General features: G+C 63.0%; 12 protein-coding genes and 1 pseudogene. 8 read left to right on the top strand and 5 right to left on the bottom strand.

Annotated elements, in window-relative coordinates:
• Positions 1-139, top strand: a pseudogene (locus tag JHD07_RS14835) (VOC family protein); the annotation flags it as partial.
• Positions 140-145: 6 nt separating this feature from the next.
• Here the strand turns inward: JHD07_RS14835 and JHD07_RS14830 are convergent.
• A complete protein-coding gene (locus JHD07_RS14830) occupies positions 146-274 on the bottom strand; it encodes a hypothetical protein (RefSeq protein WP_291623385.1) in 129 nt (42 codons plus the stop codon).
• A 51-nt stretch (positions 275-325) separates the two neighbouring features.
• Positions 326-526 (bottom strand): hypothetical protein, encoded by a 201-nt coding sequence (locus JHD07_RS14825; RefSeq protein WP_291623382.1) that lies wholly within the window; start codon positions 524-526, stop codon positions 326-328.
• 174 nt (positions 527-700) lie between these two features.
• Between JHD07_RS14825 and JHD07_RS14820 the strand changes: the two genes are divergently transcribed.
• Positions 701-1,666: a lytic transglycosylase domain-containing protein gene (locus JHD07_RS14820; protein WP_291623381.1), complete on the top strand. Its 966-nt coding sequence runs from the start codon at positions 701-703 to the stop codon at positions 1,664-1,666.
• A gap of 71 nt (positions 1,667-1,737) precedes the next feature.
• Entirely contained in the window at positions 1,738-2,214 is a 477-nt protein-coding gene (locus tag JHD07_RS14815) for an NUDIX domain-containing protein (RefSeq protein WP_291623379.1), read from the top strand.
• On the opposite strand, the gene JHD07_RS14810 is transcribed toward JHD07_RS14815, so the two are convergent.
• Positions 2,201-3,184, bottom strand: a complete 984-nt coding sequence (locus tag JHD07_RS14810; RefSeq protein ID WP_291623378.1) for a tripartite tricarboxylate transporter substrate binding protein — start codon at positions 3,182-3,184, stop codon at positions 2,201-2,203. The genes JHD07_RS14815 and JHD07_RS14810 overlap by 14 nt on opposite strands.
• A gap of 432 nt (positions 3,185-3,616) precedes the next feature.
• On the opposite strand from JHD07_RS14810, the gene JHD07_RS14805 reads away from it, so the two are divergent.
• Together JHD07_RS14805 and JHD07_RS14800 are read left to right on the top strand one after the other, a co-directional pair.
• Positions 3,617-4,252 carry a hypothetical protein gene (locus tag JHD07_RS14805; RefSeq protein ID WP_291623376.1) on the top strand — a complete coding sequence of 212 codons (636 nt, stop codon included), beginning with the start codon at positions 3,617-3,619 and terminating at the stop codon, positions 4,250-4,252.
• Positions 4,249-4,524, top strand: a complete 276-nt coding sequence (locus JHD07_RS14800) for an HGGxSTG domain-containing protein (protein ID WP_291623374.1) — start codon at positions 4,249-4,251, stop codon at positions 4,522-4,524. Before JHD07_RS14805 ends, JHD07_RS14800 begins: the two co-directional genes overlap by 4 nt.
• Positions 4,525-4,893: 369 nt before the next feature.
• Here JHD07_RS14800 and JHD07_RS14795 read toward each other — a convergent pair whose 3' ends face one another.
• Positions 4,894-6,645, bottom strand: a complete 1,752-nt coding sequence (locus JHD07_RS14795; RefSeq protein ID WP_291623372.1) for a caspase family protein — start codon at positions 6,643-6,645, stop codon at positions 4,894-4,896.
• Positions 6,646-7,523: 878 nt separating this feature from the next.
• Here JHD07_RS14795 and JHD07_RS14790 point away from each other — a divergent pair.
• On the top strand, positions 7,524-7,859 hold the full coding sequence (locus JHD07_RS14790) for a helix-turn-helix transcriptional regulator (RefSeq protein ID WP_291623370.1): 336 nt from the start codon (positions 7,524-7,526) through the stop codon (positions 7,857-7,859).
• Positions 7,846-9,129: a type II toxin-antitoxin system HipA family toxin gene (locus tag JHD07_RS14785; protein ID WP_291623368.1), complete on the top strand. Its 1,284-nt coding sequence runs from the start codon at positions 7,846-7,848 to the stop codon at positions 9,127-9,129. The genes JHD07_RS14790 and JHD07_RS14785 overlap by 14 nt, the downstream gene beginning before the upstream one ends.
• 139 nt (positions 9,130-9,268) lie before the next feature.
• Here JHD07_RS14785 and JHD07_RS14780 read toward each other — a convergent pair whose 3' ends face one another.
• Positions 9,269-9,946 carry a TetR/AcrR family transcriptional regulator gene (locus tag JHD07_RS14780; RefSeq protein WP_291623366.1) on the bottom strand — a complete coding sequence of 226 codons (678 nt, stop codon included), beginning with the start codon at positions 9,944-9,946 and terminating at the stop codon, positions 9,269-9,271.
• 140 nt (positions 9,947-10,086) lie between these two features.
• Here JHD07_RS14780 and JHD07_RS14775 point away from each other — a divergent pair.
• The coding region (locus JHD07_RS14775) for a TonB-dependent siderophore receptor (RefSeq protein WP_291623364.1) at positions 10,087-12,031 on the top strand (1,945 nt) is incomplete at its 3' end.

Below are 12,031 nucleotides of genomic sequence, written 5' to 3'. Positions count from 1 at the left end.
CGCTGCGCTGGTGCTCGCCAGCGGCGATCTCGCGGCGACGGAGAAGGCGCTGGGCTCGGCCGCGGTGCGGAGCGGAGCCGCGATCTGCGTACCGCCGGCCAAGGCCAACGGCACCCTGCTCGCCTTCGTTGCCGGCTGACGGGTGCTAGTTGGAGGCGCGCCGGCAGGCCGTCTTGACCTGCTGCTTCGTGGAGCTCTCCGTCGGCGGATCGAGAAAGACGGCGCGCGTGCCGCGCTTGACGTTCTCGCCAATCACGTGCGTCCCAGTTGTCATGCCGTTCTGCTTGGCGAAGGCCTCGAGCGCCTTCTGCGCATTGTCGCCGAGCTAGCCGTCGATCTCGCCCGGCGAAAATTGCGCGCGGTCGAGCAGGACCTGCAGCTTCACCACCGCTGGATGGAGCTTGTCGGTGGCCGGCGGCTTCGCAGGACGCGCAGAATCATTCACCGCAGCAGGATCGAGATTGCCCGCGAGCACCGGCGCGACGAGCCACAGCGACATCACCGCACCTAGCCATCGCATCGTCATCGCATCCCATTCGCAATAGCCCGCGGAGCCGCGGAGAGTTTCGTTTCGGGAACCCCGTAGTAACACCGAAGGAACCGGCGAGACCGCAGCTTTGCCGCAATCGGAAGGTTAATAACTTCCTATCGCCGGCGCATCGCTGGCTGTTCATCCCACAGTTCGAGGTTGCCCCAGCTAATGCGATTTGTCGTCGCGGCTTGCGCCGCGTTCATGCTTCTGATGTGCGACCTCGATCTGTCGGCGTCGCGGCAAACACCAACGATCGACACCGCCGTTCTCGAGAACAATCATGCCTCGCCACTTGTTCCCGCGGTCGAGATCTTCCTGGCCAGCGTACAGGCCATCGACGTTGCCAACGCACGCGCAGCACACGAGGGAACCATCGAGCCGCCGCGCGCGAACGAGCCCGTGGTCGAGGGGCCGGTTTCACCGACCCACGAGTTCTGCCACGCGCTTCGTGGAGCCGCCGAGGCCAGCGGCATTCCCGTGCCGTTCTTCGCGCGCCTGATCTGGCAGGAGAGCCGCTTCAGGTCCGACGAGGTCAGCCATGCCGGCGCGCAGGGCGTCGCGCAATTCATGCCGGGGACGGCGGTCGAGGTCGGGCTCGACGATCCCTTCGACCCGATGAAGGCGCTGCCGGCGTCGGCGAAGTTCCTGCGCAAGCTGCGTGACGATTTCGGCAATCTCGGCCTCGCCGCCGCCGCCTACAACGCCGGCCCCGGCCGCGTCCAGAAATGGCTGGCCCGAGAGAGCGGGCTGCCGCGCGAGACGCGCGACTATGTCCGCATCATCACCGGCACCAAGGCCGAGGACTGGATCGAACGCTCCGAAGCCCTCGCGATCCGGATCGACCTGCCGCGCGAAGCGCCGTGCGAAGGCATCGGCAGTCTCTCCAAGGCCAAGGACGTCGCCTGGGTTCCGGTCAACCTGACGCCGTCGGTCACGCGCATCATTGGCAAGGCCGAGCAGATCGCCGCGCGTGCGACAACGAACCGCGCGCGCAAGCGGTTTGCAAGCCAGCTGCGGAACAAGGCCGCGGACCACCGCAAGGGACGCAGCATGATCGCAGCACGCGCGGCCGGCAAGAGCGCCAAGGCGCGCGCCGTTCGCTTGGCATCGGGCGATCGGCCACCCGGCTCGTAATCGGAGCCGCCCGCTTGCGCGGCGCCACTTTTCCGGAGAGAAAGCCAGAGCGCCGTTGCACGGGACCTGCCATGCCATCGAGGAGCGCCGGGATCATCGCCTATCGGACGCGCGGGGCAATCGAGGTGCTCCTCGTTCATCCCGGCGGGCCGTTCTGGCGCAACAAGGATCTCGGCGCATGGTCGATCCCGAAGGGCGAGTACGCCGACGGCGAAGACGCGGAGATTGCCGCGCGACGGGAGTTTGACGAGGAGCTTGGACTGGCGCTGTCCGTGCCGCTGACCGCACTCGGCGAAGCCAGGCAGCGCGGCGGCAAGCTCGTCACCGCCTTCGCGGCCGAGCTCGACGTCGACGTGCGCCGCATTCGCAGCAACACTTTCGAGATGGAATGGCCGCCGCGTAGCGGCAAGCGGCAGGCCTTTCCGGAAGTCGACCGCGCCGAGTGGTTCGGGCTCGACGCAGCGCGGGAGAAGATCAATGCCGGGCAACGTCCGTTGCTTGATCGGCTGGAACAGCTGATCGGCGGAGCGCGCCTCACTCCGCCTTGATGTTCGCGGCCGCGACGACTTCGGCGAGCTCCCTGGTCTCCTTGGCGATCTTCGCGGCGTAATCGGCCGGGCTGAGCACGGACACCACGCCCTGCGAGCCGAGCTTCTCCTCGGCGGTCGGATCCTTCGCGGCGGCGACGATCTCCCGGTGCAGCGTCTCCAGGATCGGCGCCGGCGTGGCTTTCGGCATGAAGAAGCCGACCCAGAACGAGATGTCGAAGCCGGGATAGCCGGCTTCGGCCACCGTCGGCACGTCGGGCAGCGCCGGCAGCCGCTCGGCCGACGACACCGCCAGCGCGCGCAGCTTGCCGGCCTTGACCAGCGGCACGGCGGAGAGCGGATCGAACACCGCCAGCACCTCCTGCGCGAGGATGCCGACCTCGGCGGCCGAGCCGCCGCGATAGGGCACGTGGATCATCTTGATGCCGGCCTTCTGGCTGAGCAGCTCCATGGCGAGGTGTGCGAGGTTACCGTTGCCGCCGGAGCCATAGGCGAGCGCGCCCGGCGCGGCCTTGGCCGCGGCGACGAGATCGGCCACCGTCTTGATGTTCGCCGTCTTGGGATTCTCCGGGTTGACGACGAGGACGAGCGGCGCCGACACCACCGTGGTGAGCGGCGCAAAGTCTTTCTCGGGGTCGTAGCGGATGTCTTTGAACAGCGTCTTGTTCAGCGTGATCGTGGAGGAGTTGCAGGCGAGCATGGTGTAGCCGTCCGCATCCGCGCGGGCGACGCCTTCGGCGGCGATCATGCCATTGGCCCCGGCGCGGTTCTCGACCACGAAGGGCTGGCCGAGCTTGTTGCTGAGGCGATCGCCGATGATGCGGGCGACGACGTCGACCGGCCCGCCGGCGCTGAAGCCGACCATGACCTTGACCGGCCGCGACGGATATTTCTGCGCGAGGGCCTCTGTCGCCAGCACCAGGGCGCATAATCCGGCGATGACTGCCAGCGCGCGAGCCGATCGTTGCATTCGTTCTCTCCCAGACCTCTTGGCGCCGCTTGTGCATGCTTGTTGGCACGGCGCCCTCGACGATCATGATTAGCGGCCGTGCCGGATTTCGCAATCGCGTTTGCGCGCCGGCATTCCGCCGCGCGGCACGTGCGCGCCGCTTCCAAAACAAAAGTGCGAAAACAACCCCATGCACAGTAGACGGGCCCTATCAGAACAAGGGCTTGCGTTGGGCTGCGGGAAATTTTCGGATTTACGAAATAAGCTCTGTCGCGTCGGGCAAAACAGTGGCATACTGGCATCATCGCAACACGCGTGAGCATCACGGCCTGCCGATCGCAGCCGTGCCGACGCGATTGCGTCTAAACCCTTCATCGACATTTCGAAATCCGCATTCGCGCGCGGCGGCGAACGGCCGTGCGCGGCTAGCGCGCTTCTCAGAGGACACAGCCCATGACGACAGCTCTCTCGCGTCCCATCACGTCGCCGCTCGCGGCAAACGACCGCAGCGCGCCCGCCGCGCCGCCGCGTGTCAAGCTCTACAAGCGGCGCATCGCGATCAGCCATCCCGACCCGCAAGCCGGCGAGCTGCTGCTGGCCGAGGCGCTCGGCGCCGCCGACCGCGACGCGATGCACGGCATCTTGCGGCAATTGGTCAAGGCCAGCGTGGTCGGGCAGAAGCCCGATGAGGCCAATCTCGCCTTCATGATCTCGACGATCAGGAGCATCGCGCCGAAGGATTCCATCGAGGCGTTGCTGGTGGCCCAGATGGTGTCGGTGCACATGGCCGCGATGCGCTGCGCCTGCCGGCTCGCCTGCACCGACGATCTCGCGCAGCAGGAGGGCATCGCCCGCGCCTTGACCCGGCTCTCCCGCACCTTCGCCGCCCAGGTCGAAGCGCTCAATCGCCACCGCAACAGCGACGAGCGCGCGATCACGGTGCAGAATTTGTCGGTGCAGGACGGCGGACGGGCGATCGTCGGCAATGTCACGCAGCATGCGCATCTGATCGGCGCCGATCCGGGCATCGCTTCCGGCGCAGCCGGCGAATCCGAATGGGCCGACGCAGCACAAGGCGCGAGTGCATGAGCTCTGGTCACGTCCGCAACACCGCTGCGATGGCGGCAAGCCAGCGCTGCGGCGCCTCCACGCGCGGCGGCTTTGCCTGCCGCGCGCCCGCGGTACGCGGCAAGCTCCGCTGCCGCATGCACGGCGGCGCCCGGGGATCGGGTGCGCCACGCGGAAACCGCAATGCCGAAACGCACGGCGGCTTCACGGGAGAAGGTATCGCAGAGGGGCGAACGATCCGGGCCCTGCTCAGTGACGCGGAGGCGCTGCTGGCGAAGATCACGTCCGACTAGGTTACGTACTCATGAAATCTGCTGCCAAGAGCAGGCGCGCGTGATGTCCCCCTGTCCTCCAACAGCGGCGAGAAAGTGGACTTTGTCCGACTTCCGAGAAGGGCCAGAAGCGGCCAGTTACTGACGTGAGACCTTTGCCGATAGCAAACCTCCCTCTTTATCCAATAATCTCGGCGCCCACGAGTAGCCTATTTCGAATGACGACGCCGAGCGCTTTGGCCGCCCCTGCGTTGATGATCAATCAAATTTGGTTGGTCGCTCAACCGGAAGGTCGGCTGGCTTCGCCCCATTCAAAACTTTGACCACCAAAGCGGCTGCTCTCCGGACATCTCGCCGCGACGCATAACTGAAGGAGTGGCCAAGGACGGATTACTTCGTCGATACAAAAAAATAGTCTTCTCGCCCCGGTAAAGAGCCATAAGTATAGGGCTCCTGTCGCCCGGCCGTTGCTTCCATCACGTCGTCGCGAACAAGGCGAAAGAGCTTGTTTATCTCGACCCCAGGCGTCGCGATTCGCTGAACAAGCGCAATGGTGAAGGGTGAATTGTCACCGTCGCCGTCTAGAGCAGTTTGGCCGTGCTTTGCTGCGAATACCACCAGCGAGGCACCCTTTATCTTAACCTCCCCTAGTCCGCGACCTATCGCCCGAACTCCAATCTCTCCCCCGCTGGTCGAATCGATCTCGCTTACCTCTTTTCGTCCAGTTTTTTGGATAGACACGGCGAACGGATTGTTACGACATGCATCCAAGATGACCAGTTTGAGTTTTCTTGCTCCATCTATGGCCGACATAACCTGATCGACCGCAACGGTTTCAAATTCCACGTCGCGATCAGTCCTCAGTGTTGCATCTATAGGGATCAGATAGTTGCGGCCATTCACTTCGATGCCGTGTCCAGAATAGTAAACCATGGCCCATTCGGCGTTGTCTGCTTCGGCAGCAAAAGTTCGTACAGCAGCAATTAGGTCTTCGCGCGAACTATTGAGCGAGACTTTGACGATATCAAAACCTAGATTTTTCAGAGAAGCATTGATCGCGGTCGCATCGTTGGCGGGATTTCTGAGTACGCTTGCCTTCTGATAGGCTGAATTGCCGATCACCAAGGCCACACGTCTTCCGTGCTTGCTGGCAGTCACCTGCACCCGCTCGATAGATAGCGGCTTGGTAACAATCTGCGCGGTTAGTGGCAGCGTAGGTACCGAGGTTTCGCTCGTGACCTTTGCAGGCGCTGGGGGAATTACTGGAGGAAGCTCGCCAGATTCGAGCGCGGCAACGCGGGCGCGCGCAGTCTCGATCGCAGAGCGCGATAGGTCGTAGGCGTTATCGATGTTTCTCGAACTGATTGCACGCTCGAAATAGACGCGCGCGTTCGTTAGATCGCCCATCTTCTCGTAAGTTAAGGCCAATCCGGTGAGAGCTGGTGCATAATCCTTCATAACCTCAATTGCCTTCGCATAATCAATGCGAGCCTTCTCGAGATTTCCCGCGTAGCGATACGTATCGCCGCGAGACACGGACTCCATCAATGACTTGCTCCCTGCAAGCTGAACAGCTTTATCGTTGTCCAACAACGCTTTTTGCAGGTCTCCCTTCATTCGCCAGATCATGGCGCGATTTGCAGGATAAATCGGGTTCTTTGGATCTAGTCGTATCGCGCGATCAGCGTCTTCAAGCGCTCTGTCGTATTCGCCTTTTCGCGCCCACATGTTTGCGCGGTTATTTAGAATGTAGCTTGACGCCGGATTAAACCGCATAGCCGTCGTGCTATCGGCGATTGCTCGATCTAGGTTTCCTTTCTCTTGCCACGCCAAACCCCTGTTGGCGTACGCGGGACCATACTTTGGATCAATCTGAAGCAGAGCCGAATACTCTTCGATCGCGCGATCTTGGTCCCCCTTTCGATACCAAACGTCGGCCCGATAGAGTAAAATCGCGAGGCGCCCCCCTTTCTCTTTTTCTAGAGTCAGGGCCTCATCATAGTCGCGCAATGCAGCATCGTAGTCCCCGGTAAAATAAAGCCCCCGGGCCCGGCGGCCAAGCGCGATCGATTTATCCTTTGATGTCTTAGCCACACGAAGAAAACGTGTGCAGCCAGCGACGACATCTTCAGCGAGCGTCACCTTGTAGCAATAGTCAGGTACCCATGCGTTTCCTACGGAGGGGCTAAAAAGCAGCAAACAAGGAGGCGCGGCGATGCACATTAATCGTAAAAAAGACATGCGCGACACAGTCCCAACGACCGATTCGAGAATTTAGTGGCCTTAATATGCGCAGGTTATTGTCCACTGGACCAGAGAGCAACAAGCCGCTGAGCAGAGAGTTGAGCTCCGCCGAGGTTGAGCCACGATCACCTGTTCACTCCCACTATAAAGACCGGCTGAGCTCGCGTCTGCTTCGGGTCACGAACGGCACAACTCGAGGTCAGCACAGCAGGTCCCGCTTTCGGATGCACTGCGACCAGTTGAGCCTGCCATCTGAGCCGTGATTAAAGCCACCAGTCGGAAGGGGCCGAAACACGCGCTACGAACTCACAGACAATGATTGGTTTGCCATTGTGCCGATGCTGCCGAATAGCCGCGCGGCATGCCACGAGTGATGACCGTTGTTCCGCCGGTAAGCAATCGGAGCGATCCGATCGCGTTAGCCCCGTACTCTGTCGCGCTTGCAACCTCTTCGACGGTGTTTCAGCAGTACCATCGGGTGGCGACGCGCGGCCACAGACTTGTAGGAAACTACGGACGCGCGAGAGCACGACGGGTTCATGCGAGAGGGGATCGCAGAGCGGCGGCCGACCCGAGCGCTGCTCGATGACGCGAGGAAGCTGTTGGTTGCGATGAAATCAACGCCTGACGCATCAGTCGCAGTCCCTCAACAGATGGATCATTGATGAAGCATGCAAGCTCAAATGGCTCATTCTTAGACCGTGAGTTGACGCAACTGCCATTTAGGTCTATAAATGGCTCATAAGCCGTCTTACGGGCTATTAATGGATCATCAGATGCCCAAGACGACCAGACCTTACTCCCGCTACGCCAAGGATGCGGCTGTGTTGCTCGGCCAACTCATCCGCAAGGCCCGTATCGACCGGAAAATGACGGCCGAGGAACTTGCCAACCGGGCCGGCCTTTCGCGCGGGCTATTGCGGCGCATCGAGAATGGCGACCCCGGCTGCACCCTTGGCGCTGTCTTCGAGGCAGCGGCGATCGCCGGCGTGCCGTTGTTCAATTCCGACGAACGCGCGCTGGCGAGCACCCTCGCCACCAATTCCGCCGTGATGGCGCTTCTGCCGAAATCCGTCCGTCCGTCGCACGAGACGCTCGATGACGATTTCTGAAAAGCCTATCGAGGCGTTCGTATGGATCTGGCTACCGGACACCACCGCCCCCGTCGTGGCGGGCCGACTGTTTGCGAGCGGCAGCCAGCTCGTCTTCCACTACGGCCGCAGCTATCTCGCGCGAAACAATGCGATCGCGCTCTTCGACCCCGAATTGCCGCTGCGCAGCGGCGTGCTGCCGCTGACACCCGGCTTGATGATGCCGAATTGCCTCCGCGACGCAGCACCCGACGCGTGGGGCCGCCGCGTCATCATGAACCGGACATTCGGTAAAGGCGGCAAGGACGCCGATACCGGAGACATCGACGAGCTGACATATCTTCTGGAGTCGGGCTCGGACCGCATCGGCGCGCTGGATTTCCAGCGATCTGCCGAAAGCTACATGCCGCGGGAGGCTTCGGCTGCATCGCTTGCAGAACTTCAGACCGCGACGACGCTCGTCGAACAAGGGGTGCCACTTCCAGCGGAGCTCGACCAAGCCCTCCTGCACGGAAGCTCGATCGGCGGCGCCCGGCCGAAGACGATGATCACTGCGAACGCGGGGAAATACATCGCCAAGTTCTCATCGCAGAACGACCTCTACAACGTCGTGAAGGCGGAGTTCGTGGCCATGCGCCTCGCCGCAAAGGCCGGACTTGCCGCAGCCCCGGTCAGCCTCGACCGCGCCGCCGGAAAGGACGTCCTGCTGATCGAGCGTTTCGACCGAAAGAAGACCGGCGACGGATGGCAGCGCCGCGCGATGGTCTCGGCTCTCACGCTGCTCGAGCTCGGGGAAATGATGGCGCGCTACGCGAGCTATGAAGACCTCGCGACAATCATCCGCCACAGGTTCACCTCGCCCCGAGAGACGCTCCGCGAGCTGTTCGGACGGATGGTGTTCAACATCCTCTGCGGCAATACGGACGATCACGCCCGAAACCACGCCGCGTTCTGGAACGGTAAGGACCTCTCGCTGACACCCGCCTATGACATCTGCCCGCAAGCGAGGAGCGGCGGCGAGGCAACGCAGGCGATGCTCATCGCCGGCGAACGCCGCACCAGCCAGATCTCGGTGTGCCTCGGCGCCGCACCGCTCTTCCTGCTGGGCGTCGACGAGGCAACCGGGCTCGTTGCAGGACAGATCAAGGCCATCAAGACATTCTGGAAAGAGGTATGCGACACGGCCGCTCTGTCCGAGGTCGATCGCAACGTCCTGTGGCGGCGACAATTCCTCAACGCGTTCGCCTTCGTGGAGGCGCCGGAGGCGCTGGTACGGCTCGTTGAAGAATGAACGCCGGCAGGGTTTAAGTCTCTATAGGCCGAAGACGGCCTTGAGCGTTTCGCAAACCTCCTCATTGTCATCGGCCGCGCCACGGCAAATGCAATGGCCAACATCCCGAAGATGCAACTGGGTTGGCGGTGTTCTGCGCCTATCCGTGTCGAGCGGCAGCTCCTCCCAAGAATAATTTCCATGCCTTCTCGAAATACAGCTTCCGCTCCTTTGCCGAGGCGAGCGGCTTGTAGCCGAACATCGCAAGCGTCGTCGGACCGACGATGATGCTGTTGATCAGAAAGTCGGTCAGGAAGTTGACGTCACCCGGCACGATGCGCCGATCGGCTTGAGCTTTCGTGACCGATGTCCGCAGCAGCGACATGATGGCGTCGGGCTCGGGCTGGGCCTGACTGCCGGCGGTCACGAGGCTTTCGCTCGCGGCGATGCGCTTGAAGGCCACCAGTTCCGGATCGAGATTGAGGTCGAGCAGCAGGCTTGCCAGCTCCTTGAGCTGCGCCAGGCTGTTGTGGCCGGACTGCCTCACCTGAAGATCGGCCAATCGCTCCATGATCCGGCGACGGCTTCGCTCGAGCACCGCAGCGAAGATCGCGCCTTTCGACGGATATCTCCGGTAGATGGTGTCCTTGCCCGCCCCGCATTCCGCGATGACGCGCTCCATCGAGGTCGCGGCATAGCCGTCCCGGGCGAACAATGCTGCAGCAACGGCCAGGATCCGCTCCTCGATCGCTTGCGCTTCTTCCCTGGTCGGCCGCCCGCCACGCCCCTCGCCGCCACGCGCCTTGGCGCGTTTGCCGGTCTTCACCGCCGTCTTCATGCCTTCCCTGCGCTCCCGGAATCATTCTGGACTTTTAATAGTTCTAAATAAGCGAAAACGCCAACTGAATAACTGGACAGTTCCGTCCCGTTTTGTTTTAAGCCGTTCTTGCAGATATCGGGTGGGGACTTGAAATGGGAATGACCGGGAGATCGCAGCGGACTCTGCGAGGCGCGGCACTTTTGCTGGGTTCTACGACTCTTCTCGCGCTGGACGTACCGGCATTTGCGCAAGGCTCCCAGCTGCCGCCGGTCACGGTGGACGCGCCGCAAGCGCACCGGACGGCGCGTCAGGCGACATCGCAGCACCCGCAAAGGGCGGCGCGGCGCAACGCCCGGGCGGGACATTCCGGCACACCGGCGCCGACTCTTCCGGCCGCGACGGGTTCGGCGCCCCGGCAAGACACACGCGACCAGGTGCTTGCCACCAGCCAGTCGACGGCAACCAAGACCTCCACGCCGGTGCTGGAGACGCCGCAATCGGTCACCACGGTCACGCGCGGGCAGATCGATACGCAGAACCCCCAAACCGTAGGCAACGCCCTGCAATACACGGCAGGCGTCCTCTCCGAACGCGATGCGACCACGCGCTATGACAGCGTGTTCCTGCGCGGCATCGGCGGCTTCGGCACCTCGACCAACTTCGTCAGCTTCCTCGACGGATTGAAGCTGCCGCGCGGACAGGCCTTCGCGGTGACGTCGATCGACGCGTTCCTGCTCGACCGCATCGAGGTCATCAAGGGCCCATCCGCCGTGCTCTACGGGCAGATCAGCCCCGGCGGCCTCGTCAACCTGGTCAGCCGTCAGCCGAGCGACATTCCCTACAACGAAGCGCGCATCGAAGGCGGCAGCCATGGCCGCGTCCAGGGCGGGATCACCAGCCAGGGCCCGCTCGACGCCGCGCATCAATGGCTCTACAGCATCAGCGCGATCGGCCGGATGTCGGGCACGCGCTATGACGACGTGGACGAGCAGCGCTTCGGCGTGGCGCCGGCGATCACCTGGCGGCCGGACGCCGACACGCAGCTGACCGTATCCGGCTTCTACCAGCGCGATCCGAAGGGCGGCTATTTCAACTCGCTCTATCCGCAATCGCTCGCGCCCGCGGCGTACAAGCCCTATCTCAACCGCAATCTGAACATCGGCGATCCCGGCTTCGACCGCTTCGAGCGCGAGCAGGCGGGCGTCGGCTACGTGTTCGACCGCCGCCTCAACGACGTCGTGAGCTTCCACTCGGCGCTGCGCTATTCCAAGGTCGACACCGACTTCCAGTCGCTGCAGATGGCAGGCGCGCTGACGGCGGCCGGCACGATTCCCCGCGCGGCGATCCGGTCCATCGAGAGCGCCGAGGGCATCACCGCCGACAACCGCCTGCGCTTCGACTTCCGGACCTCCGCGGTCGAACACACCGTGCTCGCCGGCTGGGACCAGCAGAATTCGCGCAGCTCGTGGATCTACCAATTCGGCGGCGCAACCTCGCTGGATGTCGTCAATCCCGTCTATTATCAGCCGGTGGGAACGCTGTTCCCGTTCATCAACAACGACCAGTCGCTGACGCAGACCGGCGTTTATGTGCAGGACCAGATGAAGTTCGGCGGCTTCCGCCTGACCCTCGGCACGCGGCACGACTGGACGGAGCAGACCAACGACAACCGCATCTCCGCGACGAGGCAGTCGCAGGAGAGCGACAAGCAGACCTATCGCGCCGGCCTGCTCTATCTCTTCGACAACGGCCTCGCCCCCTATGTGAGCTATTCGACCTCGTTCGAGCCGACCATCGGCGTCGGCAGCAACGGCCTGCCCTTCGTGCCTACGACCGGCGAACAGTATGAAGGCGGCCTGAAGTACAAGCCGGCCTTCGCCGACATGCTGTTCACGGCGGCAGTGTTCGACCTGCGCCAGCAGAACACGCTGACGCCGTCCACTGTCCCGGGCTTCAGCGTGCAGCAGGGCGAGATCCGCTCGCGCGGTGTCGAGCTGGAAGCGCGCGGCAAGCTGACCGAGAACATCGAGATCATCGCGGCCTCGACCTTCCTCGACACCACGGTGACGAAATCGACCGATCTCACGGCGATCGGCAAGCGCC

Source organism: Bradyrhizobium sp. (genome assembly GCF_016462955.1).
Taxonomy (GTDB): Bacteria; Pseudomonadota; Alphaproteobacteria; order Rhizobiales; family Xanthobacteraceae; genus Bradyrhizobium.
This window is presented reverse-complemented; position numbering and strand designations above follow the sequence as displayed.